Consider the following 25,510-nt stretch of genomic DNA (forward strand, 5'->3'; position numbering starts at 1 on the left):
AATCAGCCCACCCATGCGCATCCACTCGCCCTCGCTGCCCGAACTCCACGCCTTCGCCACCGCGGCACGGCGAGGCAGCTTCTCGCAGGCGGCCGAAGAACTGAGCGTGACCCAGGGCGCCATCAGCCGCTCCATCGCCCGGCTGGAGGAGCACCTGGGCGTGGCGCTGTTCGCGCGCGAGGGCCGGCGCAGCGTGCTCACGCGCGCGGGGGCCGACTACCTGCAGGCCGTGGGCCCGTCGATCGCCACCATCGAATCCGCCACGCTGGCCGTGCGCACGCGGCGCAGCCCGCGCCAGCTGCGCCTGTCGGTGGCGCCCACGCTGTTCAGCCACTGGCTGATCCCGCGCCTGCCGGGCTTTCACGCCAGCCATCCGGGCACGGGCCTGTCGTTCGCCCCCTACCGGCGCGACGACCCGCTCACCGCGCCCGACATCGACGCCTGGGTCCGCGTGGGCCAGGCCGACTGGCCCGCGGGCATCGCGGCAGACTACCTCGTGGGGCGCGAGCTCGTGCCCATCTGCCGCCCGGCCGACCTGCAGGGACCGCAGGCCATCCGCACGCCCGCCGACCTGCTGGCGCGGCCGCTGCTGTTCCACACCCACTACCCGGACAACTGGGCCCACTGGTTCGACGGCGTGGGCTGCGCCCACGGCCCCCTGGCGCCGGCGGCGGACTTCGAGCTGGTCTCGCTGCTGGTGCAGGCCGTGATCGCCGGCCTGGGCGTGGCCGTGGTGCAGCGCGCGCTGGTGGAGCCGGAGCTGGCCGCCGGCCGCATCGCCATCGCCGTGGACCGCCCCGTCACGCTGGAGCGCGGCTACCACCTGTGCATTCCCACGGGGCGCGCGCCCAATCCGGCGCTGCAGGAGCTGCGCGACTGGCTGCTGGCGCAGGCCGCGGGCTGACGCCTGCAGCCGTGCCGCGCATGCACAACGCATCGCACTGGCGCGGCCCAAGCCCGGGCAGCCCAGCAAGGGCCGCCCCGCAGCGAGGGCTGCGTCCCCCTTCCCACGCGCAGCGTGAGAGAGGGGGGAAGGCGCGAAGCGACTCAGGGGGGCTTCACTTCAGCCGCGCCAGGCGCGCAGCAGCAGCCACTGGCTGCTGGCGCAGGCCAGCACCAGGGCGGCATAGGTGAGCATCTTTCCGTCGCGGCCCAGCAGGGCCAACCCCGCCGCCAGCGCCCCGCACCCCACTATGAAATTAATAGCTATTGGCGCAATCCAGCCGTGCGCTTTCGCCACTTTTCGCATAAAGACGTGGCTGCACAGCACCAGCAGGGCCGCCACCGCGAAGGCGGGGGCGACGAAGTTCAGCAGGTGGTTCAGGATGGCGAGCAGGCTCATGGAGTCATGATGCAGATCAAGACATCTGTCCGACAGCCTGCCTGATCGCGGCGCAAATTTTATAATCGCCGTCCATGGCAGTCTGGGCCCTCGGCATCAATCACCACACCGCACCGCTGGATCTGCGGGGCCGGTTCGCGTTCGCCCTGGACCAGATCGCGCCCACGCTTGACGGGCTGCGCCAGTCGCTGGCCGGCGGCGCGGGCCGCCAGCCCGGTGTGGAGACGGCCATCATCTCCACCTGCAACCGCACCGAGATCTACTGCGCCGCCCCCACATCCGTCCCCGGCCCGGCCCTGGACCACACGCTGGACTGGCTGGCCCACAGCGGCGGCGTGAGCCCGGCGCTGCTGCGTTCGCACTCCTACGCGCTGGAAAACGGCCTGGTCGCGCGCCACGCCTTCCGCGTGGCCAGCGGGCTCGACTCCATGGTGCTGGGCGAGGCCCAGATCCTGGGCCAGATGAAGGACGCCGTGCGCGCCGCCGAAGGCGCGGGCGCCCTGGGCACCACGCTGAACCAGCTGTTCCAGCGCAGCTTCGCCGTGGCCAAGGAGGTGCGCACCAGCACCGACATCGGCGCGCACAGCATCAGCATGGCCGCCGCGGCCGTGCGCCTGGCGGGCCAGCTGTTCGAGGACCTGGGCCAGATCCGCGTGCTGTTCGTGGGCGCGGGCGAGATGATCGAGCTGTGCGCCACGCACTTCGCGGCCAAGAATCCGAAGCAGATCACCATCGCCAACCGCACGCTGGAGCGCGGCGAGAAGCTGGCCGCGCGCTTCGGCGGCGAGGTGATGCGCCTGGCCGACCTGCCCGACAACCTGCACGAATACGATGCGGTGATCAGCTGCACCGCCAGCAGCCTGCCCATCATCGGCCTGGGCGCGGTGGAGCGCGCGCTCAAGAAGCGCCGCCACCGCCCCATGTTCATGGTCGACCTGGCCGTGCCGCGCGACATCGAGCCCGAGGTCAAGGCCCTGGAAGACGTGTACCTGTACACCGTGGACGACCTGGCCAGCGTGGTGCAGACCGCCCAGGCCAACCGCCAGGCGGCCGTGGCACAGGCCGAGGCCATCATCGACGCCGGCGTGCAAAGCTTCATGCACTGGATGGAGCTGCGCAGCCCCGTGGGCGGCGCGGGCGGCGTGGTGCCGCTGATCCGCCAGCTCAACACCCAGGCCGACGAATGGCGCGCCCTGGAGATCGCCCGCGCCAAGAAGCTGCTGGCCAAGGGCGAGGACATTGACGTGGTGCTGGAGGCCCTCTCGCGCGGCCTCGCGCAGAAGATGCTGCACGGCACCATGGCCGAACTGCGCGCCGGCGATGCCGACACGCGCGCCCAGACGGCCCAGGCGGTCTCGCGCCTGTTCCTGCGCTCGCAGGCCAAGAACAACCTGTAGCGGCGCCCGCCGCCAGCTCTCAAGCCAAATCGGCACGCAGCGCTTGCTGGTCAAGCGCAACCAGCTACGAAATAAGTAGCAATTTCTTTCCCCCTGCCCCATGAAACCCTTTCTCCGCAGCCAGTTGGAACGCTACGCCCAGCGCCTTGAAGAACTGGACTTCCTGCTCTCGCGCGAAGACATCATGGCCGACATGCAGCAGTACCGCGCCATCTCGCGCGAGCATGCCGACGTGACCGCCGTGGCCGGCCGCTACGCCCGCTACCGCCAGCGCGAGGCCGACCTGGCCGGCGCGCGCGAGATGCTGGAGGACGCCGACATGGCCGAGATGGCGCAGGAAGAAGTCGCCGCCGCCGAGGCCGAGCTGCTGCAGCTCGAAGACGAGCTGCAGCGCCTGCTGCTACCGAAGGACCCCGACGACGCGCGCAACGCCTTCGTCGAAATCCGCGCCGGCACGGGCGGCGACGAGTCGGCCCTGTTCGCCGGCGACCTGGCCCGCATGTACACGCGCTACGCCGCCACCGTGGGCTGGAAGGTGGAGATCATGAGCGCCAACGAGAGCGAGATCGGCGGCTACAAGGAAGTGGTGCTGCGCGTCGAGGGCGATGACGTCTACGGCGCGCTGCGCTTCGAGTCGGGCGGCCACCGCGTGCAGCGCGTGCCCGCCACCGAAACCCAGGGCCGCATCCACACCAGCGCCTGCACCGTGGCCGTGATGCCCGAACCCGACGAGACCCAGGCCATCACGCTGAACCCGGCCGACCTGCGCATCGACACCTTCCGCGCCAGCGGCGCGGGCGGCCAGCACATCAACAAGACCGACTCGGCCGTGCGCGTGGTGCACATCCCCACCGGCATCGTCGCCGAATGCCAGGACGGGCGCAGCCAGCACAGCAACAAGGCCAAGGCGCTGCAGGTGCTGCAGGCGCGCATCCAGGAGAAGGAGCGCAGCGAGCGCGCCTCCAAGGAGGCCGCGCTGCGCAAGGGCCTGATCGGCAGCGGCGACCGCAGCGACCGCATCCGCACCTACAACTTCCCGCAGGGGCGCCTGACCGACCACCGCATCAATCTCACGCTGTACAAGCTGCTGGCCATCATGGAAGGCGACCTGAGCGAGGTGCTGCAGGCCCTGCAGCACGCGCGCGAGGCCGAGCTGCTGGCAGAGCTGGAAACATCGGTGTGAGCCAAATCGGCCTGCAGCGCCCATGCACCAAGCGCAAAAAGCTATGAAAACAATAGCAAACATCGCCCAGGCCCTCGCGCAGGCGCAAGCTGGGGGCCTGGCGCGCATCGACGCGCAGATGCTGCTGCTGCACCTGCTGCAGCGCCCCACGCACGACCGCGCCTGGCTGCTGACGCACGACGGCGACGCGCTGGACACGGCCACCCTGGCCCGCTACCAGGCCCTGTGCGCGCGCCGCGCGGCGGGCGAGCCCGTGGCCTACCTCACGGGCCGCAAGGAGTTCTGGGGCCTGTCGCTGGCCGTGGATGCCCGCGTGCTCGACCCGCGCCCCGACACCGAGACCCTGGTCGCCTGGGCGCTGGAGCTGCTGGCCCCGCACGCCGCCCCGCGCGTGGCCGACCTGGGCACGGGCAGCGGCGCCATCGCCCTGGCGCTGCGCTACGCCCGCCCCGACGCCCAGGTGCTGGCCGTGGACGCCAGCGCCGACGCCCTGGCCGTGGCCCGCGCCAACGCCGAGCGGCTGGGCCTGCCCGTGCGCTTCGCCCAAGGCGACTGGCTGGAGGGCGTGGCCGGGCCGTTCGACGCCATCGTCAGCAACCCGCCCTACATTGCCGCGCAGGACCCGCACCTGGCCGCGCTCACCCACGAGCCGCTCTCGGCCCTGGCCAGCGGCGCCGACGGGCTGGCCGACATCCGCGCCATCGTCGCCCAGGCCCCGGCACGGCTGGGTCCCGGCGGCTGGCTGCTGCTGGAGCATGGCTGGGACCAGGCGGACGCCGTGCAGGCCCTGCTGCGCGCGGCGGGCTTCACCCAGGTGCAAGGCCGCCACGACCTGGCCGGCATAGCCCGATGCAGCGGCGGGTCAATGCCGGGGGGTGCGGGGAATGAAATAATCCCCGGGTAGCCGCCCTTCCCCGGGCGCCCCATTTCAGGAGAACCCCATGAGCGACGTCCAGCAACGCATCGACCAACTGGTCAAGACCAACGACATCCTGCTGTTCATGAAGGGCAGCGCAAGCTTTCCCATGTGCGGCTTCTCGGGCCGCGCCATCCAGATCCTCAAGGCTTGCGGCGTGGACGCCAAGCAGATCGCCACCGTGAACGTGCTGGAGGACCAGGAAATCCGCCAGGGCATCAAGGACTACAGCAAGTGGCCCACCATTCCCCAGCTCTACGTGAAGGGCGAGTTCATCGGCGGCTCGGACATCATGATGGAGATGTACGAGTCGGGTGAGCTGCAGCAGGTGCTGGGCACCGGCGCCCAGGGCTGATCGCCACACACGCCAGCCAGCCGCCCGCCGGGCGGCTTTTTTGTGCCTCCATGGGGGATTTTTCCGACAGGCGGCGCCGCCCCGCTGTGCTTGAATGGCTCTGTCCACCGCCCCGGGGAGCATGACATGACCAGCCACAGCCTTGTTCCGCAAGCCCCCGCCCTGAGCCTGCCCGTGGCCCAGATGCGCAATGTGTTCCACCCCGCGGATGTCGCGCGCAAGCTCGCGCGGCTGGAGGAGTCCGGCGCGCAGCGCGAGCATGAGCACCTGCGCAGCGTCTATGAACGCATGCTGGAGCGCGGCCCCGAGCGCTTCCAGGTCAAGCCCGCGGGCCTGCCCGACATGGGGCCGCTGTACGAGCAGCTGCCCAACTTCACCGAGGTGCTCCATGATGTGCGCCGCCAGGTGGCCCTGGCCCAGGACAGCCGCGACTGGCTGGAGGTCGCGCCCATGCTGCTGCTGGGCGCGCCGGGCATCGGCAAGACGCATTTCGCGCGCCAGCTCTCGGCCCTGCTGGGCACGGGCATGAACCTGGTGCCCATGAACTCGATGACGGCGGGCTGGCTGCTGTCCGGCTCGTCCGCGCAGTGGAAGGGCTCGCGCCCCGGCAAGGTGTTCGAGGCCCTGGTGGACGGCGAGTACGCCAACCCGGTGATCGTGGTGGACGAGATCGACAAGGCCTCGGGCGACGCGCAGTACGACCCGCTGGGCGCGCTCTACGCGCTGCTGGAGCACGATACGGCCCAGAGCTTCACCGACGAATTCGCCGACGTGGCCATCGACGCAAGCCAGATCATCTGGATCACCACCGCCAACGACGAGCGCGGCATTCCCGGCCCCATCCTGAACCGCATGAACGTGTTCGAGGTCCAGCCGCCCACGCCGGTCCAGGCCCGCGCCATCGCGCAGCGGCTGTACCAGGGCATACGCGCCGAGCATGACTGGGGCCGCCACTTCGACCCCGAGCCCCAGCCCGACGTGCTGGACCTGCTGGCCCGGATGCCGCCGCGCGAGATGCGCCGCGCGCTCATGACCGGCTTTGGCAACGCGCGCCTGGAACAGCGCGGCCGCATCGAGGCCGCCGACCTGCCCGCCGCCGCGGGCCGCAAGCCGCGCATGGGCTTCACGCAGTAACCCCTGGCGCCGGCTGCCAGCGGCGCCGGCGCGCATGCCCCCCGCTACACTCGACGGCATCCGACCGCGTCGTGCTTCAGCGCGTGGCACACCCGCCATGAACGCGCCCGCACCCGCAACCTGCACATGCCCCTCTCCGAAAGCCTGATCGTCATCGTCATCCTCATCGTGGCCAGCGCGTTCTTCTCGCTGGCCGAGATTTCCCTGGCGGCCTCGCGCCGCCTGCGCCTGCGGCAGCTGGCCGATGAGGGAGATCTCCGCGCCGAGCGCGTGCTGCGCCTGCAGGAAGACCCTGGCGACTATTTCACCGCGGTGCAGATCGGCCAGAACGCCGTGGCCGTGCTGGGCGGCATCGTGGGCGAAGGCGCACTGAGTCCGCATTTCGCCCGGTTCTTCGGCCTGTGGCTGAGCGCGCCGCATGCGGAAACGGCGGGCTTTCTGCTGTCGTTCACCGTCGTCACCTCGCTGTTCATCCTGTTTGCCGACCTGTTTCCGAAACGCATGGGCATGGCCGAGCCGGAACGCCTGGCCCTGCGGGTGGTGGTGCCCATGCATGCCACCATGTCGCTGCTGCGGCCCGTGGTGTGGCTCTACAGCCGCTGCGCGGACCTGCTGTTTCGCGTGCTGGGCATGCGCGCGCTGCGCGACGAGCGCGTCACCTCCGACGACATCCTGGCCATGATGGAGGCCGGCGCGCGCGCCGGCGTGCTGGCCGCGCGCGAGCAGCAGGTGATCGAGAACGTGTTCGAGCTCGACTCGCGCAGCGTCACCAGCAGCATGTCGCCACGCGACCGCGTGGCCTATTTCCTGCGCGACGATCCCGACACGGTGATCCGCGCGCGCATCGCAGCCGAGCCGTTCTCCACCTATCCCGTGTGCAACGGCGACATCGACCATGTGGTGGGCTATGTGGACGCCAAGGACCTGTTCCAGCGCGTGCTGAACGACCAGCCGATCTCGCTGGCCGACGAGGGCCTGGTGCGCAAGGTGCTCATCGTGCCGGACCGGCTGTCGCTGGCCGAGGTGCTGGAGCAGTTCCGCCAGGTGCACGAGGACTTTGCCGTCATCGTCAATGAATACAGCCTGGTGGTGGGCGTGGTCACGCTCAACGACGTGATGAGCACGGTGATGGGCGACCTGGTGGGCCCCGCCGACGAGGAGCAGATCGTGCGCCGCGACGAGAACTCCTGGCTCATCGACGGCACGACCCCCGTGAACGACGTGCTGCACGCGCTCGACCTGGACGAGCTGCCCCACGCCGACGAATACGAAACCCTGGCAGGCTTTTTGATGGTGATGCTGCGCCGCGTGCCGCGGCGCACGGACAGCGTGAGCTGGGGCGACTACAAGTTCGAGGTGCTGGACGTGGACAGCTACCGCATCGACCAGGTCATGGTGTCGCGGCTGTCCTCGGCGCCAGCGGCCGGCGGCGATCAGGCGGCCGACGTGCGCTCCTGAAAGAACCAGTTGCGCTGCGCCGCGAACACAGCGTTCGGGTAGGGCGACTTGCCGCGGCTGCCGTTGTAGCGGCCCAGCGCCATGTACAGGTCGCCGCGCTCGCGGTCGAGGTAGTGGCGCAGGATGACGCAGCCAAAGCGCAGGTTGGTCTGCATGTGGAACAGCTTGCCCGCATCGCCGTCGCCGATCACGCGCGTCCAGAACGGCATCACCTGCATGTAGCCGCGCGCGCCCACGGACGACACGGCGAACTTGCGGAAGGCGCTCTCCACCTGGATCAGGCCCATCACCAGGGACACGTCAAGCCCCGAGCGCTTGGCCTCGTACCAGACGGTCTGCAGGAAGTCCCTGCGCACCTCCCAGTCGGGCTTGCGGCGCCGCAGGCGATCACTCATGGTGCCCAGCCAGCGCAGGTAAAGCAGGCGCGACTCCGTGCTCGCGAACAACGGCTCCGGCGGCGCCATGTCGCCCACGGCGGAGCTGAGGGCGGAGCGCACGGAGTCGATCAGCGGCTCCTCCAGCTGGCCGCCGGCATGGGCGGCCGCCGGAGCGCCAAGCCAGGCCGCAGGGCCAGTCGCAAGCGATACCAGGCACGCACGGCGCGACAACGCGCCACGCGCCACGGCCGCACCCTCCTCCACGGCTCCCAACGTCATACCTTCAAACGGTCCTTCACATGCGCAAAGATGTCGGCCACGCCCACCTTGGTGGCGGCCGTGTCGCGGCGGTGCTGGTATTCCACCTGCCCCTCCTTGAGGCCACGGTCGGACAGCACCACACGGTGCGGCACGCCGATCAGCTCCCAGTCGGCAAACATGGCGCCCGGGCGCTCGCCGCGGTCGTCCAGCAGAACGTCCACGCCGGCGGCCAGCAGCTCGCCATGCAGCTTCTCGGCGGCCGCCTTGACCTCTTCGCTGCGGTCCATGCCGATGGGGCAGATCACCACCGTGAAGGGCGCGATCGCGTCGGGCCAGATGATGCCGCGCTCGTCATGGTTCTGCTCGATGGCCGCGGCCGGCAAGCGCGTCACGCCGATGCCATAGCAGCCCATCTCGAAGAATGCCGGCTTGCCGTCCTCGCCGAGGAAGGTGGCATTCATGGCCTTGGAATATTTGGTGCCCAGGTAGAACACATGGCCCACTTCGATGCCGCGCTCGATCGCCAGTTCCCCCTTGCCGTCGGGCGACAGGTCGCCGGCGACCACGTTGCGCAGATCGGCCACCAGGTCGGGCTCGGGCAGGTCGCGGCCCCAGTTCACCCCAGTGATGTGGAAATCCACCTGGTTGGCGCCGCAGATCCAGTCGGCCATCACGGCCACGTCGCGGTCCACCACGATCTTCACGGGCTGCTTCAGGCCCAGCGGCCCCAGATAGCCCGGCTTGCAACCGAAATGTGCCTCGATCTCGGAGACGGTGGCGAAACGGAAGCCGGCGTTCAGGCCCGGCACCTTGCCGACCTTGATCTCGTTCATGTCATGGTCGCCACGCAGCAGCAGCAGCCAGACCTGGCTCTTGACGATCTCGCCGGACTCGTTGACCTCGTCGGTCGCCAGCACCAGCGACTTCACGGTGGTGTTCAGCGGCACGCCCAGCAGTTCGGCCACGTCGGCGCAGGTGCTCTTGCCCGGCGTGGGCGTCAGCATCTGCGGCCGGGTGGCAGCGGGGCGCGGCCCCGTGGGCGCCAGGGCTTCGGCCTTCTCCATGTTGGCCGCGTAGTCGCTCGTGGGGCAATAGACGATGGCATCTTCGCCCGTGGCGGCAATCACCTGGAACTCTTCGCTCAGGTCGCCGCCGATGGCGCCTGAATCGGCCGCCACGGCACGGTAGCGCAGGCCAAAGCGGTCGAAGATGCGGCGGTAGGCGCCTGCCATCACCTGGTAGCTGGCCTTGGCACCGGCCTGGTCACGGTCGAAGCTGTAGGCATCCTTCATGATGAACTCGCGCCCGCGCATCAGGCCAAAGCGCGGGCGGCGTTCGTCGCGGAACTTGGTCTGGATCTGGTACAGGTTCTTGGGCAACTGCTTGTAGCTGCGCAGTTCCTGGCGCGCGATGTCCGTGACCACCTCCTCGCTGGTAGGCTGGATCACGAAATCACGGCCATGGCGGTCCTGGATGCGCAGCAGCTCGGGGCCCATCTTGTCGAAGCGGCCCGTCTCCTGCCACAGTTCAGCGGGCTGCACCACGGGCATGGTGCACTCCACGGCGCCCGCACGGCCCATTTCCTCGCGCACGATGGCCTCCACCTTGCGGATGACGCGCAGCCCCATGGGCATGTAGTTGTAGATCCCGGCGCCGAGCTTCTTGATGAGCCCGGCGCGCATCATGAGCTGGTGGCTGACGACTTCGGCGTCGGCCGGAGCCTCTTTCAAGGTGGAAATGAAGAATTGGGAAGCTTTCATTGAACGGGCCCGGCTACTGAGGCCGCTCCGCTTGCCGGCAACAGGGCAGCGTGCATAATGACCACAGTTTTAAAAATTTGGGGTTAGATTATGCTTGACAGGGACGGCTTCCGCCCAAACGTCGGCATCGTCCTGCTCAACCAACGAAACCAGGTATTCTGGGGCAAGCGCATACGCACCCACAGCTGGCAGTTCCCTCAGGGCGGAATCGACCGCGGAGAAACCCCGGAGCAGGCCATGTTCCGGGAACTGCACGAAGAGGTAGGACTGCAGCCAGCCCAGGTACGTGTGATTGCCCGCACTCGGGACTGGTTGCGCTACGAGGTGCCAGACCGATACATCCGCCGCGATGCACGTGGTCATTACAAGGGACAGAAGCAGATCTGGTACCTGCTGCAGTTGCTGGGGCACGACTGGGACTTGAACCTGCGCGCCACCAACCATCCCGAATTCGATGCCTGGCGCTGGAACGACTACTGGGTGCCGCTGGACGTGGTGGTCGAGTTCAAGCGCGGCGTGTACGAGATGGCGCTGACCGAGCTGGCGCGCTTCCTGCCCCGCTATGAGCAGCGCAATCGCTACCTGCGCAGCGGCATGCGCTCGCGCGACCATGACACCGGACAGGCGCCCATGCACCGCACCGGCTCCCTGCTGGTCAAGCCGGGCATTGAGCTGCCCCCGGGGGCGAGCTTCGACCCCGACCCACAAAACAGCATTCCGGCGCCGCTGATGGACTTGCCGGCCACCGCTGCACCGCACAAGAAGCCGACGGACGCATAGAACCACCAGGGGCGCGGGCCTGAGGCCTGCGGCGCCCGCGGCGCATCGGGCGTGGCGCCCGTGTGCCGCCCAGTGCCTTGCCATCAGGCGTGCGACACCACCATGTTGTCGCGGTGGACCATCTCCGGCTCGGCGGCATAGCCCAGCAGGCGCTCGAACTCCGACGAGGGCTTGCGGCACAGCAGCCGCGCCTCGGCGCTTGCGTAGTTGGCCAGGCCACGGGCGATCTCCGTGCCGCCCGCATCGCGCACGGCAATCACGTCGCCGCGCGCAAAGTCCCCTTCCACCGCCACCATGCCGATGGGCAGCAGGCTCTTGCCCTCGTCCCGCAGCTTGGCCGCGGCACCGGCATCCACCGTCACCGAGCCGCGCAGCTGCAGGTGATCCACCATCCATTGCTTGCGCGCGTGGTTCTTTTGCGTCTGGGCCACCAGCAGCGTGCCAATCGGCTCGCCGCCAGCCAGGCGCAATAGCACATCCCGCTCCCGCCCCCAGGCAATCACCGTGGAGGCACCCGAACCCGCCGCGCGCTTGGCCGCCAGGATCTTGGTGATCATTCCGCCCTTGCCGATGCTGGACCCGGCACCACCGGCCATCGTCTCGAGCGCAGGGTCGCCCGCCTGCGCCTCGTGCACGAACTGGGCGAGTGGATCACGGCGAGGGTCAGCGGTGTACAGCCCCTTCTGGTCGGTCAGGATGACCAGGGCATCCGCCTCCACCAGGTTGGCCACCAGGGCGCCCAGGGTGTCGTTGTCGCCGAACTTGATCTCGTCCGTGACCACGGTGTCGTTCTCGTTGATCACAGGCACCACACCCAGGCGCAGCAGGGTCAGCAGGGTGGAGCGGGCATTCAGGTAGCGCTCGCGATCGGCCAGGTCGGCATGGGTCAGCAGCACCTGCGCGCTGCCGATCTCCTGCTCCCGCAGCTTGGTTTCGTACATCTGCGCCAGCCCCATCTGCCCCACGGCAGCGGCGGCTTGCAGTTCGTGGATCTCCCCGGGGCGAGTGGGCCAGCCCAGCCGCTTCATGCCCTCGGCAATGGCGCCGCTGGACACCATGATGACCTCGCGCGGCACACCGCCTTCGCCGCGCACCAGGGCCGCCAGCTGCCGGCTCCACTCTCCGATGGCGCCTTCATCCAGCCCCCTCCCCTCATTGGTGACAAGACTGGACCCCACTTTGACCACGATGCGACGGGCGTCGCGCAACACACTGGAAACCATTTTGAGAGTGAAATATGCCGAAAGCGCTTATATATCAAGCGCAAACAGCTATTGAATATATAGCAAAACCACCCAGCGGCCCGTCACGCCTCGGGCCCCTCCCCGGCGAAGCGGGGGTCCACCTCGACGGGAGCCTGCTGCGCCTGCTGCTGCGCGTGCACATGCCGGTAGATCGCCTGCACCAGCGGCTCGCAGCCTTCGCGCGTCAGTGCGGAAATCTCGAACACCGGCCCCTTCCATTTGAAGCGCTTCACGAAGTCCTTGACCCGCGCAGCGCGCTCCTCGGCCGGCACCATGTCCAGCTTGTTCAGCACCAGCCAGCGCGGCTTCTCGTACAGCCCGGCGTCGTACTTCTTCAACTCGCCCACAATCGCCTTGGCCTGCGCCACGGGGTCCACCGCTTCGTCGAACGGCGCCATGTCGACCACATGCAGCAACAGGCGCGTGCGCTGCAAATGGCGCAGAAACTGATGACCCAGGCCCGCCCCTTCGGAGGCGCCCTCGATCAGGCCCGGAATGTCGGCCACCACGAAGCTCTGCTCCGGCCCCACCCGCACCACGCCCAGATTGGGGTGCAGCGTGGTGAAGGGGTAGTCGGCGATCTTCGGGCGCGCATTGGACACCGCGGCGATGAAGGTGGACTTGCCGGCGTTGGGCATGCCCAGAAGGCCCACATCCGCCAGCACCTTGAGTTCCAGCTTGAGGCTCTTGCGCTCACCGGGCCAGCCCGGTGTCTTCTGGCGCGGCGCGCGGTTGATGGCGCTCTTGAAGCGCATGTTGCCAAAGCCGCCATCGCCCCCCTTGGCGATCATGGTCGTCTCGCCGGGCTCCAGCAGCTCGTACAGCACCTCGCCGGTATCCGCATCGCTGATGATGGTGCCCACGGGCATCTTGAGCGTGATGTCGGAACCAGCCGCCCCGAACATGTCGGAGCCCATGCCGTGCTCACCCCGCTTGGCCTCATGACGGCGCGAGTACCGGAAATCCACCAGCGTATTGAGATTGGGGTCGGCCACCGCGAACACATGGCCGCCGCGCCCGCCATCGCCACCGTTCGGCCCCCCGAACTCCTTGTACTTCTCGTGCCGGAACGAGACACAACCGTTGCCACCGTCACCGGCAACAATGTCGATAAAGGCTTCGTCGACGAACTTCATGGGTATCCAGTTTACAAAAACACACCCACGCTACCGCAGGAGAGAAGACGGCAATCGCCGGGCATCGGTGCAGATCGCACCGTTTCGGAAACAACAAAGCCCCGACGAGTCGGGGCTTTGCGGTCGCGTCAGTGATGACAGGCCTTAGGCCGGCGTCACGCTGACCGTGTGCTTGGACAACGCGCCCTTCGTGCCGAAGGACACATGGCCATCCACCAGAGCGAACAGCGTGTGGTCCTTGCCCACGCCGACGTTCACGCCAGGATGGATGCGTGTACCGCGCTGACGCACGATGATGGAGCCAGCGCTGATCAGCTCACCACCGTAAGCCTTCACACCGAGCATTTTGGGCTTGGAATCGCGCCCGTTTCGCGTAGAGCCGCCGCCTTTTTTCTGTGCCATGAGATCAGCTCCCTGTTAAGCAGCAATCGCCTGGATCTGCAGTTCGGTGAACTGCTGACGATGGCCTTGACGTTTCTGATAGTGCTTGCGACGGCGCATCTTGAAAATGCGCACCTTGTCGTGCTTGCCATGAGCCACGACCGTGGCCTTCACCGTTGCGCCGGACACCAGGGGCGTGCCAACCTTGAGTTCAGCGCCGTTGCCGACAGCCAAAACCTGGTCAATCACGATCTCCTGGCCTACTTCCGCAGCAATCTGTTCTACCTTAATTTTTTCGCCAGCGGCAACGCGATACTGCTTGCCACCGGTTTTTATGACCGCGTACATGTAAACCTCGTCTGAATTGGAGTTCTGCGGACGAATTCCACAGAACCAGTGACTTTACCATAAACGCCTTCACTTTGCTCACGTGCCGCCGCCAGCGCCGCACAGCCGCCCTTCGGCGAATGACACATTCCGCAACCGCTTCCTATAATTCTCTTTTCACCTCAACGCCCGCATCCACCTTGGCCGCCAACTCACCCAATACCGCCGCCGCCCTCGCCCTGATTGCCGACGACATGCGGGAGGTGGACAGGGTCATCGCATCGCGCCTCCAGTCTTCTGTATCCCTGGTCGGCGATGTGGCGCGCTACATCATTTCGGCGGGCGGCAAACGCCTGCGCCCCGCGCTGCTGCTGCTGATGAGCGGCGCCCTCGAGTACAAAGGGGCGCAGCGCTTCAATCTTGCAGCCGTGGTGGAGTTCATCCACACAGCCACCCTGTTGCACGATGACGTGGTGGACGAATCCACGCTTCGCCGCGGCCGCCCCACTGCCAACGAGTGCTTTGGCAACCCCACAAGCGTGCTGGTGGGCGACTTCCTGCACTCGCGCTCCTTCCAGATGATGGTGGACACGGGCAGCCTGCGCGTGATGCAGATTCTTGCCGATGCCACCAACGTGATCGCCGAAGGCGAGGTCCAGCAGCTCATCAACACGCATGACGCCTCCCTGGACGAAGCCGGCTACCTCAACGTCATCCGATCCAAGACCGCCAAGCTCTTTGAAGCCAGCGCCCGCCTTGCCGCCATCCTGGCCGACAGCCCGCCCGAGATCGAGCAAGCCTGCGCCGACTATGGCCAGGCCCTGGGTACAGCCTTCCAGGTCATTGACGACGTGCTCGACTACGACGGCGACGCCCTGGAAATGGGCAAGAACCTCGGCGACGATCTGCGCGAGGGCAAGGTCACCCTCCCCCTGATCATCGCCATGCAGCGCGGCAGCCCAGCACAACAGGAGCTGCTGCGCAAGGTCATCGAGACAGGCGCCACCGACGAGCTTCCGGCCGTCATCTCCATCATCAAGGACACGGGCGCCCTGACCGCCACCCGCGAGGCCGCCGCCGCGCAGGCACAACTGGCAATAGATGCAGCAGGCAAGCTGCCGGCGAATCCCTATACCAAAGGTTTGCTACAATTAGCGGCTCAACTGCTGGAACGCCGAACTTAGCATCGGCCGCTCAGACCAGTTTCGGGGTGTAGCTTAGCCTGGTAGAGCGCTACGTTCGGGACGTAGAGGCCGGAGGTTCGAATCCTCTCACCCCGACCAGGACACATCATCAAAAAGCCCAAGCGATTCAGGCGCTTGGGCTTTTTTGTTTCTGTCGCCATGAATGACTGCGCTCCAAGGCGATGGCGGGGCCAGTGCAGGCAGGAAAAGAAGCGCAGCGGCAGGAAAGTCAGGTTTTATCCCTTGCATGCATCCGGCGGACTTGAAACCGTCATGAATGCCCCTATCATTGGCACTCAAGGCAGACGAGTGCTAACACACCCGCCTGCCGCCATTTCCAGCGCCCGCGCCTGCGGGCGTGTTGTTGATGTCGCAATCCTTTTTGTAACCAGGAGAGATGCAATGAACCTTCGCCCTCTGCACGATCGCGTGATCGTCAAGCGTATCGAAAGCGAAACCACGACCGCCTCGGGCATCGTGATCCCCGACAACGCTGCTGAGAAGCCCGATCAAGGCGAAGTGCTGGCCGTGGGCCCCGGCAAGAAGAACGACAAGGGCGACCTGATCGCCCTGAACGTGAAGGTCGGCGACCGCGTGCTGTTCGGCAAGTACAGCGGCCAGACCGTCAAGGTGGACGGCAACGAGTTGCTGGTCATGAAGGAAGACGACCTGTTCGCGGTCGTCGAGAAGTAAGCCCTTCCGGCCAACTCACTTTTTCATAGCTTCCAGCGCTTGACAGACAAGCCTTGGAAGCCAATTTGATCCCAATTTTGTAGGAGCCAATCATGGCAGCAAAAGACGTAGTTTTCGGTGGTGAAGCACGCGCCCGCATGGTCGAAGGCGTGAACATCCTGGCCAACGCGGTCAAGGTGACCCTGGGCCCCAAGGGCCGCAACGTGGTGCTGGAGCGCTCGTTCGGCGCCCCCACCGTGACCAAGGACGGTGTGTCCGTGGCCAAGGAAATCGAACTCAAGGACAAGCTGCAGAACATGGGCGCCCAGCTCGTGAAGGAAGTGGCCTCCAAGACCAACGACATCGCCGGTGACGGCACCACCACCGCCACCGTGCTGGCCCAGGCCATCGTGCGCGAAGGCTCCAAGTACGTGGCCGCCGGCCTGAACCCCATGGACCTGAAGCGCGGCATCGACAAGGCCGTGCTGGCCCTGGTGGAAGAGCTGAAGAAGGCTTCCAAGGCCACGACGACCTCCAAGGAAATCGCCCAGGTGGGTTCGATCTCCGCCAACTCCGACGAGTCCGTGGGCAAGATCATTGCCGACGCGATGGACAAGGTGGGCAAGGAAGGCGTGATCACCGTGGAAGACGGCAAGTCGCTCGAAAATGAGCTGGATGTCGTGGAAGGCATGCAGTTCGACCGCGGCTACCTGTCGCCCTACTTCATCAACAACCCGGAAAAGCAGGCCGCCCTGCTGGACAACCCCTTCGTGCTGCTGTTCGACAAGAAGATCAGCAACATCCGTGACCTGCTGCCCACGCTGGAGCAAGTCGCCAAGGCCAGCCGTCCGCTGCTGATCATCGCCGAGGAAGTCGAAGGCGAAGCCCTGGCCACGCTGGTGGTCAACACCATCCGCGGCATCCTGAAGGTCGTGGCCGTGAAGGCACCTGGCTTCGGCGACCGCCGCAAGGCCATGCTGGAAGACATCGCCATCCTGACGGGCGGCAAGGTCATCGCCGAAGAAGTGGGCCTGACCCTGGAAAAGGTGACCCTGGCCGACCTGGGCCAAGCCAAGCGCATCGAAGTGGGCAAGGAAAACACCACCATCATCGACGGTGCTGGTGCCGCTGCCGACATCGAAGCCCGCGTCAAGCAGATCCGCATCCAGATCGAAGAAGCGACCAGCGACTACGACCGTGAGAAGCTGCAAGAGCGCGTGGCCAAGCTGGCCGGCGGCGTGGCCGTGATCAAGGTCGGCGCTGCCACCGAAGTCGAGATGAAGGAAAAGAAGGCCCGCGTGGAAGACGCCCTGCACGCCACCCGCGCTGCCGTGGAAGAAGGCATCGTGGCCGGCGGCGGCGTGGCCTTCCTGCGTGCCAAGCAGGCCATCGGCGAGCTCAAGGGCGACAACGCCGAGCAAGACGCCGGCATCAAGCTGGTGCTCAAGGCCATCGAAGCGCCCCTGCGCGAAATCGTGGCCAACGCCGGTGGCGAGCCTTCGGTCGTGGTGAACCAGGTGCTCAACGGCAAGGGCAACTACGGCTTCAACGCCGCCAACGAAACCTACGGCGACATGCTGGAAATGGGTATCCTGGATCCCACGAAGGTGACCCGCACCGCCCTGCAGAACGCCGCATCCGTGGCCTCGCTGCTGCTGACGACCGAAGCCATGGTGGCCGAGTCCCCGAAGGACGACGCACCCGCAGGCGGCATGCCTGACATGGGCGGCATGGGTGGCATGGGCGGCATGGGCATGTAATGCCTGGCCCGCCGGCGCCCATCGCGGCGCCGTGCACCACGAACAAGCCCGCAGGCCCCGTGCCTGCGGGCTTTTTTCTTGGGCGGCGCCAAGAGGCATGCGCCGCAATCCTTATGCTATTATTTTTATAGCCGCTTGCGCTTTACCAGCAAGCCTCACCCCGCATTTTTATCTGAAAGCCGCCGACCGGGGGCTTGCCCGTCGCCCTTAAGCGATCCTTCATCGCCGCCGCGCACCATGGCGGCATGCACCTCACCACCCCTGTCACCACCGGCCGCGCCTTGCTGCTGGCACTCGCCTGCCTGGCGGCGCTGCCGGCGCAGGCGGCGGACGCCAGCGCCAGCGCCCCCAGCTGCAGCGCTGGAGCAGCACGGCGCAGGCCCCCGGCAATGCCGAGCGCGGCCGCGTGTTCTTCATCAACCGCCATGGCGGCGAATGGTCGTGCGCCTCGTGCCATGGCAATCCGCCCACCGCCAGCGCGCGCCACGCCAGCACCGGCAAGGCCATCGCTGCGCTGGCGCCGGCCTTCAACGCCGAGCGCTTCACGGATTGCGCCAAGGCCGACAAATGCCGACCACAGCCCCGCGCTGGGCGGGCTGCGGGTGCAGGTGCGCTGGCCGCATTGAACGCGGCCCCGGCGCCAACGCGCCGGCAAGACCCTCAGGCCGGTTGCGCCAGGCGCTGCAGCAGCCCCGCGGTGGAGGCGTCCAGCCCCGCCGCATCGCCCGTGGCCAGGCGGGGCTCCAGGTCCTTGGCCAGCACCTTGCCCAGCTCCACGCCCCACTGGTCGAAGCTGTTGATGCCCCACAGCGCGCCGCTGGTGAACACGCGGTGCTCGTACAGCGCGATCAAGGCGCCCAGCGACGCCGGGTCCAGGCGCTCCAGCACCAGGAAGGTGCTCGGCCGGTTGCCGCTGAAGCGGCGGTGGCCGTCCGCCTCCTGCGGGCGGCCCATCATCAGCGCGCGGGCCTGGGCCAGCGCGTTGGCGACCAGGCGCGGGTGCTGGCCCTGCAGGTCGCGGCCGGGCTCGCGCAGCGCGATGAATTCCACGGGCACGGTGTCCGGCCCCTGGTGGATCATCTGGAAGAACGCGTGCTGGCCGTTGGTACCCGGCTCGCCCCAGATCACGGGCGAGGTGGCATAGGGCAGCGGCTCGCCCTGCGCGTCCACGCCCTTGCCGTTGCTCTCCATCTCCAGCTGCTGCAGATAGGCCGGCAGGCGGCGCAGGCCATGGCTGTAGGGCGCCATGCTGCGGCTGGCGAAGCCGTGGAAGTTGCGGTACCACAGGTCCAGCAGGGCCAGGCGCACGGGCAGGTTGGCTGCGAGCGGCGCGGTGCGGAAATGCTCGTCCATGGCGTGCGCGCCAGCGAGCAGGTCGCGGAAACCCTGCGCGCCGATGGCGATGGCGATCGGCAAACCGATGGCCGACCACAGCGAGTAGCGACCGCCCACCCAGTCCCAGAAGCCCAGCGTGGTGCCGATGCCGAACTGCGCGGCCGCCTCCAGGTTGGTGGTGAGGGCGTAGAAATGCCGCCGCACCCCGTCCTGGCTGCCGCCCTGCGCCAGGAACCAGGCGCGCGCGGCCTGGGCATTGGTCATCGTCTCCAGCGTGGTGAAGGTCTTGGAGGCGATGAGGAACAGCGTGCTTTCGGGCCGCAGCTGGCGCAGCAGGCTGCCCAGCTCCATGCCGTCGACGTTGGAGACGAAGTGCAGGCGCTTGGCCCGCGGGCGCAGGTCGTCCAGCGCCTTGACCACCATGGCCGGGCCCAGATCCGAGCCGCCGATGCCGATGTTCACGATGTCGGTGATGGCCTCGTCGGCACGCACGCGCTCGGCGAGCGCGAGCATGGACTCCAGCGTGGCGTGCACGTCGCGCAGATCTTTTGCTATTGAATTTATAGCTATCTGCGCATTATCCACATGGCTTCCAGGCGGTTTTCGCAACAACCAGTGCATCACCGCGCGCTGCTCGGTGTTGTTGATGGCCGCGCCGTCGAACATGGCGTCGCGGTAGGCCTGCAGGCCGCATTCGTGCGCCAGTTGCAGCAGCAGGGCCTCGGTAGGTGCGTCGATCAGGTTCTTGGACAGGTCGGCGAACACATGCGGCGCCTGCTGGCTGAAGCGCGCAAAGCGCTGCCCGTCCTGCGCGAAGGCGGTGCGCAGGTCGAAGCCGCGACCGGCGCCGTCGTAGTGCGCGCGCAGCCGCGCCCAGGCGGGGGTGCGGTCACAGCGGGTGCGGGGGTCGTGATGGCTCATGCAGCGGCTTGCATCAGTTGCTCCAGCTTGGCCGCGTCGGCGGCGAAGGCGCGGATGCCCTCGGCCAGCTTCTCGGTGGCCATGGCGTCGGCATTGAGGGCGTAGCGGAAGCCCGCTTCGTCGTACTGCACGGGCTGCAGCGGCACGCCGCGCGCGGCCTCGGGGTCGAGCGCGCGCGCCACGGGCGCCGTGCTTTCGGCCAGCTGGGCCAGCAGGTCGGGGGCGATGGTCAGCAGGTCGCAGCCCGCCAGCGCCACGATCTGGCCCGTGTTGCGAAAGCTCGCGCCCATGACCTCGGTGGCGATGCCGAAGTGCTTGTAATGGTTGTAGATGGCGCGCACGGACTGCACGCCGGGGTCGTTGGCGCCGGCCATGGCGGCCTCGTCCCAGCTGGCGCCCGCCTGCTTCTTGTACCAGTCGTAGATGCGGCCGACGAAGGGCGAGATGAGCTGCACCCGGGCCTGCCCACAGGCCACGGCCTGAGCGAAGGAAAACAGCAGCGTGAGGTTGGTGTGGATGCCCTGGGCCTCCAGGTGGCGCGCGGCCTGGATGCCCTCCCAGGTCGAGGCGATCTTGATCAGCACGCGGTCGATGTGCACGCCCTCGGCCTGGTACAGCTCCACGATGCGCTCGGCGCGGGCCACGGTGGCGGCCGTGTCGAACGACAGGCGCGCGTCGACCTCGGTGGACACGCGCCCGGGAATCAGCGACAGGATCTCGCAGCCAAAACGCACGATGAGGCGGTCCATCAGCTCGTCGATGGAGCGGCCCTGCCAGCGCGCCACGCAGTCCTTGAGCAGCGGCGCGTACTCGGGCTTTTGCACGGCCTTGAGGATCAGCGAGGGGTTGGTGGTGGCATCCTGCGGCTGGAACTGTGCAAGCTGCTTGAAGTCGCCGGTATCGGCCACCACGGTGGTGAACTGTCTGAGCGCGTCGAGTTGGTTCATGGCAAAGCTTCCCGATGATGGTGCCCGGATCTGGGGCGACCCGGCTGTGTAACAGGCAAGTGTATGCGCAGGCCGGCGCCCGCCTGCCACCCATCCGCTGCCGGCCCGATGCCGGCCCGATGCCGGTTCGCGGCCCGGATTCCGGCGCGGCGAGGCGCTGAAACTCGGTAACATATCTGCCACTGATTTCGCACCCTTCCCGCGAAAGCACACAGGCGCCCACACGCCTCCCCCTCCTCCCTCCCGATAAAGGCAGTCCCGCCCCCATGAGCTTTGATCTGGTTCTCTTTGGCGGCACCGGCGACCTGGCCTGGCGCAAGCTGCTGCCGGCCCTGTTCCAGGCGTTCCGCCACGGCTCGCTGCCGCCGGGCGGGCGCATCATCGGCGTGGCGCGCGACGCGCTCGGCGATGCCGAATACCGCGCGCTGATCGCCAACCGCTTCGCCGCCGTGGAGGGCGAAAAGCGCCCCAGCGCCGAAGAGTTCGAGCGCTTTGCCGCGCTGCTGCAGTACCAGCGCATGGACCTGTCCCAGCCGGCCGACTACGCGCTGCTGAAAAACCGCCTGAACGAGCGCGGCGCCGACACCGTGGTCATGTACCTGGCCACCGCGCCCGGCCTGTTCACCACCGCCTGCGAGCAGATCGGCGCCGCGGGCCTGGCCACGCCGGCCACGCGCGTGGTGCTGGAAAAGCCCCTGGGTCACGACCTGCAGTCCAACCGCGCCATCAACGCCGCGGTGCGCGGCGTGTTCGACGAGCGGCAGATCTTCCGCATCGACCACTACCTGGGCAAGCCCTCGGTGCAGAACCTGCTGGCGCTGCGCTTTGGCAACGCGCTGTTCGAGCCGCTGTGGCGGCGCGAGACCATCGCCAGCATCGAGATCACCATGGCCGAGCAGCTGGGCGTGGAAAAGCGCGGCGCCTTCTACGACGGCACGGGCGCGCTGCGCGACATGGTGCAGAACCACGCGCTGCAGCTGCTGTGCGCCATCGCCATGGAGCCGCCCATCAACGCCCATGCCGACGCCATCCGCGACGAAAAGCTCAAGGTGCTGCGCTCGCTCAGCGCCTGGACTCCGGCCACGCTGGCGCGGGACGTGGTGCGCGGCCAGTACACCGCCGGCCAGCTGGCCGGGGAGCGCGTGCGCGCCTATGCCGAGGAAGACGGCGTGGCGCCCGGCAGCCATACCGAGACCTTCGTGGCGCTGCGCACCGAGATCGCCAACTGGCGCTGGGCCGGCGTGCCGTTCTACATCCGCACCGGCAAGCGCCTGGCCGCGCACGAGGCGCACATCGCCATCAACTTCCGGGCCACGCCGCACGCCATCTACCGCACGCCGCTGGGCGCGGCCAACCGCCTGGCGATCCACCTGCAGCCGCGCGACGGCGTGGCGCTGCACCTGTTCGCCGCCGCACAGGACAAGCGCGGCATGCGCGTGTCCGAGGCGCAGGCCCTCGCCCCCGTGCAGCTCGACCTGGACTTCACGCAGCGCTTCGGCAGCCAGCGCGTGGGCGCCTACGAGCGCCTGCTGCTGGACGTGATCGCCGGGCGCCTGAACCTGTTCGTGCGCGCCGACGAGCAAGAGGCCGCATGGCACTGGGTGGAACCCATCATGCAGGCCTGGAGCGAACAGGACGCGCGCGGCGAAGGCCCGCGCCCCTATGCCGCCGGCAGCTGGGGGCCCAGCGCCGCCAGCGCCCTGGTGGCCCGTGAAGGACACACCTGGATGGAAGAATGCTAGACCGCATCACCGCATCACTGCCCTCGCTGGCGCCTGCCGAACAGCGCGTGGCGCAGCTCGTGCTGGACGACCCGCGCGCCTTCGCCCGCTTGCCGGTGCGCGAACTGGCCGCGCGCGCCCATGTCAGCAAGCCCACGGTGGTGCGCTTTTGCCGCAGCATGGGCTACGACGGCCTGGCCGACTTCAAGCTCAAGCTCGCGGGCAGCGTGAGCGAGGGCGTGCCCTTCATCCACCGCAGCGTGGATGCCGACGACAAGACCAGCGACGTGCTCGTGAAGGTGGTGGACAACGCCGTCGCCGCCTTCCTGCAGTACCGCAACGCGGCCAGCACCAATGCCCTGGAGCGCGCGGCCGAGGCCATCGCCGCCACCTGGCAGACGGGGCGGCGCATCGAGTTCTACGGCGCGGGCAACTCCGGCATCGTAGCGCAGGACGCGCAGCACAAGTTCTTTCGCCTGGGCATCACCAGCCTGAGCACCAGCGACGGCCACATGCAGGTCATGAGCGCCACGCTGCTGGGCCCGGGCGACTGCGCGGTGATCATCAGCAACTCGGGCCGCACGCGCGACCTGATGGACGCCGCCGACATCGCGCGCAAGAACGGCGCCACCACCATCGCCATCACGGCCAGCGGCTCGCCCCTGGCCCACACCTGCCGCATCCACCTGGCAGCCGACCACCCCGAGGGCTACGACCGCTACAGCCCCATGGTGTCGCGCCTGCTGCACCTGCTCATCATCGACGTGGTGGCCACCTGCGTGGCGCTGCGCATCGGCGAGCCGCTGCAGCCCGTGCTGCAGCAGATGAAGAACAATCTGCGGGCCAAGCGCTACACCTAGCCACGCGGCGCACCGGTGGCTGCGCCGCTACTCCACCGTGCACATGTTGGAGCAGCCGTCGCCGGAGGTCGCGTTGCCGTCGTCGCAAGCCTCCGGGCCGTTGCGGATGCCGTCGCCGCAAAAGCCGCCCAACAGGCTCAGCGGCGCGCTGCATGCCGCGTTGCAGGCAGAGCAGCTTGCCATGCCGTAGGGGCAACTGGTTTCGGTGATGGTGTTGCCGTCGTCACAGGCTTCGGGGCCGTTGACGGTACCGTCGCCGCAAAACCCACCGCTCGCCGGGCTCAGAACGGCAGTGCAGGATGCGTTGCAGGCAGAGCAGCTTGCCATGCCGTAGGGGCAGCTGGTTTCGTTGACGGTGTTGCCATCGTCGCAGGCCTCGGGGCCGTTGACGGTGGCGTCGCCGCAAAAGCCACCCGCGGCCAGGTGCAGCACCGCGGTGCAAGTGGCATTGCAGGCCGTGCAGCTCGCCGTGCCGTAGGGGCAGCTGGTCTCGTTGACGGCATTGCCGTCGTCGCACACCTCGGCGCCGCTGCGCACCCCGTCGCCGCACACCGCGGCGGGGGATGCCACCGCCACCGTCGCCACCCCCCAGCCTCCGGGAGTGAGGCGGTTGTGCGCACGGTACTCGAAGCGGAAGGTACCGGCCGTGGCGGGGCTGCTGACGATGACTCGGCCATTGGCGTTGACCGTCAGCGTGCTGCCCGCAAAGGCGACCGCGCCACCGGCCGGCGTGGTCGTGGGAGCGCCCTGCACGCGGAACTCGCGCACCTGCATCGGCGGCGAGCCGAGCGCATCGTTGCCCAGCACCCCGGGCGCTGGCACGTCCAGCGGGCTGCCGACGGTGGCCGCATAGGGCCCGTCGTCCTGCGGCGTGCCGTCACGCACACCCAGATCCAGGTCATAGCGCAGGTGCAGCGTGCTGCCTTCCATCTGCGCATAGACGGCCGCGAACTGCAGCGGCCCCGTCGTCGGCGCGGTGGCGACGGGCGGTACGCCGCCCCAGTCCGTTGGTGCGCCGTCGCGCACGATGGCGGCCCAGGCAAGGCCTACCGCGAACAGCAGGCTCAGTACCGAGCCGGCCGCCGCACTGCGGCGCAGCCGGGCGAAACGGTAAGTGGTCAGGGCCAGCGCGCACGCCAGCAACAGCAGCCCGCCCGCGCCCACGGCGGGCACCGACAGAACGGCCGGCGCCGCGAGGTGGATGGCGCCGCCACCAGCGCTGCCATTGGCCGACAGCAGGCCGCTCGGCGCCAGGCTGCCATCCGTCGTGCCGGCCATGAAGCCCAGTCGCGCTGCGGCAGGCGGCGATGCCAGCCGGGCGTAGCTCTCCACCACGTCAAGCTGCGCTCCCGCGGCGGCCACGCCGACGGGCCAGTGCAGCGGCGCCAGCGGCACGAAACCCGGGTCAGCGACCAAGACCCCGCCCTGGCACAGCTCCCGCGACACATCCCCCACCGGGTCCGTGGCGGTCAGGTCGATGCGCGTCACGGCGGCCTGTTCCGCGCCGGCGAAGACGCCCGCCGGCGTCGCGACGGAACAACCGGTCGACGGGTCGTTGTCGCTGTCGATCAGGGTGCGCAGCTCGGTCACCGCGTGGGCGGCCGTTGCATGCAGCAGCAGGGCGATGCCGCATGCGGCAAGCAGGGTGTGCAGGCTGCCGCGCAGCAGCGCCCAGAAGGTTTGGAAGATCAAGGCAGCCCGGCGAAGGCAGGCGCGACGCATGGGGGCTGGGCTCATGGCAAGCGTAGGAGCATGCATGGACGGAGTAGGAAGAAGTGGATGGGAACGCAGCCGCATGGCGCGCCCCGCATCGGCACAGACACGTCCAAGTTGCCAGCTGCAACTTTTGGTAACCGCAGCATCATACAAATACGCTCGCGGCGAACCAACCTGAATGGGCCCCTACCGCCCAGCACCCACCCCTGATGGCAGGCCGCGGCCCCTGCCAGTGCCGCGCCACCGCATCGCGGCCTGCGCAAGGCGCCACGCGGAGGGCATCGGGACCCCGATCCCCGCCGAGCGCGCCCAGCATCTCACAGTGTTTTGGGCCAAAAACCCA

At 68.0% G+C, this 25,510-nt stretch carries 24 protein-coding genes, 1 tRNA gene and 1 pseudogene; 15 read left to right on the forward strand and 11 right to left on the reverse strand.

The annotated features are described in order from the left end of the window. The first annotated feature begins 13 nt into the window (after positions 1-13). Positions 14-904 (forward strand): LysR substrate-binding domain-containing protein, encoded by an 891-nt coding sequence (locus tag BP68_RS08710; protein ID WP_496370710.1) that lies wholly within the window; start codon positions 14-16, stop codon positions 902-904. A gap of 159 nt (positions 905-1,063) precedes the next feature. On the opposite strand, the gene BP68_RS08715 is transcribed toward BP68_RS08710, so the two are convergent. Continuing rightward, complete coding sequence (locus BP68_RS08715) at positions 1,064-1,342, reverse strand: hypothetical protein (RefSeq protein WP_496370712.1); 279 nt, start codon at positions 1,340-1,342, stop codon at positions 1,064-1,066. Positions 1,343-1,416: 74 nt separating this feature from the next. On the opposite strand from BP68_RS08715, the gene hemA reads away from it, so the two are divergent. From hemA to paeA, 6 genes are all read left to right on the forward strand, one after another. Beyond that, complete coding sequence (hemA, locus tag BP68_RS08720) at positions 1,417-2,739, forward strand: glutamyl-tRNA reductase (protein ID WP_496370714.1); 1,323 nt, start codon at positions 1,417-1,419, stop codon at positions 2,737-2,739. A 100-nt stretch (positions 2,740-2,839) separates the two neighbouring features. Next, positions 2,840-3,922 carry a peptide chain release factor 1 gene (gene prfA, locus BP68_RS08725; RefSeq protein ID WP_496370716.1) on the forward strand — a complete coding sequence of 361 codons (1,083 nt, stop codon included), beginning with the start codon at positions 2,840-2,842 and terminating at the stop codon, positions 3,920-3,922. Positions 3,923-3,965: 43 nt separating this feature from the next. Then, positions 3,966-4,826 carry a peptide chain release factor N(5)-glutamine methyltransferase gene (gene prmC, locus BP68_RS08730; RefSeq protein WP_496371075.1) on the forward strand — a complete coding sequence of 287 codons (861 nt, stop codon included), beginning with the start codon at positions 3,966-3,968 and terminating at the stop codon, positions 4,824-4,826. Between the two features lie 37 nt (positions 4,827-4,863). Then, on the forward strand, positions 4,864-5,193 hold the full coding sequence (gene grxD / locus BP68_RS08735) for a Grx4 family monothiol glutaredoxin (RefSeq protein ID WP_496370718.1): 330 nt from the start codon (positions 4,864-4,866) through the stop codon (positions 5,191-5,193). A gap of 126 nt (positions 5,194-5,319) precedes the next feature. Continuing rightward, positions 5,320-6,327, forward strand: coding sequence for an AAA family ATPase (locus tag BP68_RS08740; RefSeq protein ID WP_496370720.1), 1,008 nt, complete (start codon positions 5,320-5,322; stop codon positions 6,325-6,327). Positions 6,328-6,453: 126 nt separating this feature from the next. Further along, positions 6,454-7,785 (forward strand): polyamine export protein PaeA, encoded by a 1,332-nt coding sequence (gene paeA, locus BP68_RS08745; RefSeq protein ID WP_496370722.1) that lies wholly within the window; start codon positions 6,454-6,456, stop codon positions 7,783-7,785. Here the strand turns inward: paeA and BP68_RS08750 are convergent. Together BP68_RS08750 and BP68_RS08755 are read right to left on the reverse strand one after the other, a co-directional pair. After that, positions 7,761-8,441 (reverse strand): lytic transglycosylase domain-containing protein, encoded by a 681-nt coding sequence (locus BP68_RS08750; protein ID WP_496370724.1) that lies wholly within the window; start codon positions 8,439-8,441, stop codon positions 7,761-7,763. The two genes, paeA and BP68_RS08750, sit on opposite strands and share 25 nt — an antisense overlap. Next, entirely contained in the window at positions 8,438-10,183 is a 1,746-nt protein-coding gene (locus tag BP68_RS08755) for a proline--tRNA ligase (protein WP_496370726.1), read from the reverse strand. The genes BP68_RS08750 and BP68_RS08755 overlap by 4 nt, the downstream gene beginning before the upstream one ends. A gap of 90 nt (positions 10,184-10,273) precedes the next feature. On the opposite strand from BP68_RS08755, the gene BP68_RS08760 reads away from it, so the two are divergent. Then, complete coding sequence (locus tag BP68_RS08760; RefSeq protein ID WP_496370728.1) at positions 10,274-10,963, forward strand: RNA pyrophosphohydrolase; 690 nt, start codon at positions 10,274-10,276, stop codon at positions 10,961-10,963. Positions 10,964-11,046: 83 nt separating this feature from the next. Here the strand turns inward: BP68_RS08760 and proB are convergent, their stop codons facing one another. From proB to rplU, 4 genes are all read right to left on the reverse strand, one after another. Continuing rightward, a complete protein-coding gene (gene proB / locus BP68_RS08765) occupies positions 11,047-12,186 on the reverse strand; it encodes a glutamate 5-kinase (protein WP_496370730.1) in 1,140 nt (379 codons plus the stop codon). Positions 12,187-12,269: 83 nt separating this feature from the next. Beyond that, positions 12,270-13,343 carry an Obg family GTPase CgtA gene (gene cgtA / locus BP68_RS08770; protein WP_496370732.1) on the reverse strand — a complete coding sequence of 358 codons (1,074 nt, stop codon included), beginning with the start codon at positions 13,341-13,343 and terminating at the stop codon, positions 12,270-12,272. A 144-nt stretch (positions 13,344-13,487) separates the two neighbouring features. After that, positions 13,488-13,745 (reverse strand): 50S ribosomal protein L27, encoded by a 258-nt coding sequence (gene rpmA, locus BP68_RS08775; RefSeq protein ID WP_011804286.1) that lies wholly within the window; start codon positions 13,743-13,745, stop codon positions 13,488-13,490. Positions 13,746-13,760: 15 nt separating this feature from the next. Then, a complete protein-coding gene (rplU, locus tag BP68_RS08780; RefSeq protein WP_012655753.1) occupies positions 13,761-14,072 on the reverse strand; it encodes a 50S ribosomal protein L21 in 312 nt (103 codons plus the stop codon). 179 nt (positions 14,073-14,251) lie between these two features. On the opposite strand from rplU, the gene BP68_RS08785 reads away from it, so the two are divergent. The 4 genes from BP68_RS08785 to groL all read left to right on the forward strand — a co-directional run bounded on the left by BP68_RS08785 (position 14,252) and on the right by groL (position 17,667). After that, on the forward strand, positions 14,252-15,235 hold the full coding sequence (locus tag BP68_RS08785) for a polyprenyl synthetase family protein (protein WP_496370736.1): 984 nt from the start codon (positions 14,252-14,254) through the stop codon (positions 15,233-15,235). A gap of 22 nt (positions 15,236-15,257) precedes the next feature. Continuing rightward, positions 15,258-15,334 (forward strand) — tRNA-Pro (locus BP68_RS08790). Between the two features lie 303 nt (positions 15,335-15,637). Beyond that, a complete protein-coding gene (gene groES / locus BP68_RS08795) occupies positions 15,638-15,928 on the forward strand; it encodes a co-chaperone GroES (RefSeq protein ID WP_428162692.1) in 291 nt (96 codons plus the stop codon). Positions 15,929-16,020: 92 nt separating this feature from the next. Next, complete coding sequence (gene groL, locus BP68_RS08800) at positions 16,021-17,667, forward strand: chaperonin GroEL (RefSeq protein ID WP_496370738.1); 1,647 nt, start codon at positions 16,021-16,023, stop codon at positions 17,665-17,667. Between the two features lie 142 nt (positions 17,668-17,809). Here groL and BP68_RS08805 read toward each other — a convergent pair whose 3' ends face one another. Continuing rightward, a complete protein-coding gene (locus BP68_RS08805; protein WP_496370740.1) occupies positions 17,810-18,094 on the reverse strand; it encodes a hypothetical protein in 285 nt (94 codons plus the stop codon). Here BP68_RS08805 and BP68_RS08810 point away from each other — a divergent pair. Next, a pseudogene (locus BP68_RS08810) lies at positions 18,074-18,175 on the forward strand (DUF1924 domain-containing protein); the annotation flags it as partial. The gene BP68_RS08805 and the pseudogene BP68_RS08810 overlap by 21 nt on opposite strands. Before the next feature lie 152 nt (positions 18,176-18,327). Here the strand turns inward: BP68_RS08810 and pgi are convergent. Then, positions 18,328-19,923 (reverse strand): glucose-6-phosphate isomerase, encoded by a 1,596-nt coding sequence (gene pgi, locus BP68_RS08815; RefSeq protein ID WP_496370742.1) that lies wholly within the window; start codon positions 19,921-19,923, stop codon positions 18,328-18,330. Continuing rightward, positions 19,920-20,870 carry a transaldolase gene (tal, locus tag BP68_RS08820; RefSeq protein ID WP_496370744.1) on the reverse strand — a complete coding sequence of 317 codons (951 nt, stop codon included), beginning with the start codon at positions 20,868-20,870 and terminating at the stop codon, positions 19,920-19,922. Before tal ends, pgi begins: the two co-directional genes overlap by 4 nt. A gap of 266 nt (positions 20,871-21,136) precedes the next feature. On the opposite strand from tal, the gene zwf reads away from it, so the two are divergent. Together zwf and BP68_RS08830 are read left to right on the forward strand one after the other, a co-directional pair. After that, entirely contained in the window at positions 21,137-22,612 is a 1,476-nt protein-coding gene (gene zwf, locus BP68_RS08825) for a glucose-6-phosphate dehydrogenase (protein ID WP_496370746.1), read from the forward strand. Further along, positions 22,606-23,451, forward strand: a complete 846-nt coding sequence (locus tag BP68_RS08830; protein ID WP_496370748.1) for a MurR/RpiR family transcriptional regulator — start codon at positions 22,606-22,608, stop codon at positions 23,449-23,451. Before zwf ends, BP68_RS08830 begins: the two co-directional genes overlap by 7 nt. Before the next feature lie 27 nt (positions 23,452-23,478). Here the strand turns inward: BP68_RS08830 and BP68_RS08835 are convergent, their stop codons facing one another. After that, the gene (locus BP68_RS08835; protein WP_496370750.1) at positions 23,479-25,143 is read right to left on the reverse strand and encodes a hypothetical protein; all 1,665 of its coding nucleotides are present in this window, start codon (positions 25,141-25,143) and stop codon (positions 23,479-23,481) included. Between the last annotated feature and the right edge of the window lie 367 nt (positions 25,144-25,510).

The sequence above is a fragment of the Diaphorobacter oryzae DSM 22780 genome, assembly GCF_059568935.1.

Coding starts and splice junctions, on each gene's coding strand:
- BP68_RS08830 (WP_496370748.1), top strand. CDS start 22,606: ATGCTAGACCGCATCACCGCATCACTGCCCTCGCTGGCGCCTGCCGAA.
- tal (WP_496370744.1), bottom strand. CDS start 20,870: ATGAACCAACTCGACGCGCTCAGACAGTTCACCACCGTGGTGGCCGAT.
- BP68_RS08715 (WP_496370712.1), bottom strand. CDS start 1,342: ATGAGCCTGCTCGCCATCCTGAACCACCTGCTGAACTTCGTCGCCCCC.
- paeA (WP_496370722.1), top strand. CDS start 6,454: ATGCCCCTCTCCGAAAGCCTGATCGTCATCGTCATCCTCATCGTGGCC.
- rplU (WP_012655753.1), bottom strand. CDS start 14,072: ATGTACGCGGTCATAAAAACCGGTGGCAAGCAGTATCGCGTTGCCGCT.
- groES (WP_428162692.1), top strand. CDS start 15,638: ATGAACCTTCGCCCTCTGCACGATCGCGTGATCGTCAAGCGTATCGAA.
- prfA (WP_496370716.1), top strand. CDS start 2,840: ATGAAACCCTTTCTCCGCAGCCAGTTGGAACGCTACGCCCAGCGCCTT.
- prmC (WP_496371075.1), top strand. CDS start 3,966: ATGAAAACAATAGCAAACATCGCCCAGGCCCTCGCGCAGGCGCAAGCT.
- zwf (WP_496370746.1), top strand. CDS start 21,137: ATGAGCTTTGATCTGGTTCTCTTTGGCGGCACCGGCGACCTGGCCTGG.
- rpmA (WP_011804286.1), bottom strand. CDS start 13,745: ATGGCACAGAAAAAAGGCGGCGGCTCTACGCGAAACGGGCGCGATTCC.
- pgi (WP_496370742.1), bottom strand. CDS start 19,923: ATGAGCCATCACGACCCCCGCACCCGCTGTGACCGCACCCCCGCCTGG.
- proB (WP_496370730.1), bottom strand. CDS start 12,186: ATGGTTTCCAGTGTGTTGCGCGACGCCCGTCGCATCGTGGTCAAAGTG.
- BP68_RS08750 (WP_496370724.1), bottom strand. CDS start 8,441: ATGACGTTGGGAGCCGTGGAGGAGGGTGCGGCCGTGGCGCGTGGCGCG.
- BP68_RS08755 (WP_496370726.1), bottom strand. CDS start 10,183: ATGAAAGCTTCCCAATTCTTCATTTCCACCTTGAAAGAGGCTCCGGCC.
- cgtA (WP_496370732.1), bottom strand. CDS start 13,343: ATGAAGTTCGTCGACGAAGCCTTTATCGACATTGTTGCCGGTGACGGT.
- BP68_RS08740 (WP_496370720.1), top strand. CDS start 5,320: ATGACCAGCCACAGCCTTGTTCCGCAAGCCCCCGCCCTGAGCCTGCCC.
- BP68_RS08710 (WP_496370710.1), top strand. CDS start 14: ATGCGCATCCACTCGCCCTCGCTGCCCGAACTCCACGCCTTCGCCACC.
- groL (WP_496370738.1), top strand. CDS start 16,021: ATGGCAGCAAAAGACGTAGTTTTCGGTGGTGAAGCACGCGCCCGCATG.
- grxD (WP_496370718.1), top strand. CDS start 4,864: ATGAGCGACGTCCAGCAACGCATCGACCAACTGGTCAAGACCAACGAC.
- BP68_RS08760 (WP_496370728.1), top strand. CDS start 10,274: ATGCTTGACAGGGACGGCTTCCGCCCAAACGTCGGCATCGTCCTGCTC.
- hemA (WP_496370714.1), top strand. CDS start 1,417: ATGGCAGTCTGGGCCCTCGGCATCAATCACCACACCGCACCGCTGGAT.
- BP68_RS08805 (WP_496370740.1), bottom strand. CDS start 18,094: ATGGCGGTTGATGAAGAACACGCGGCCGCGCTCGGCATTGCCGGGGGC.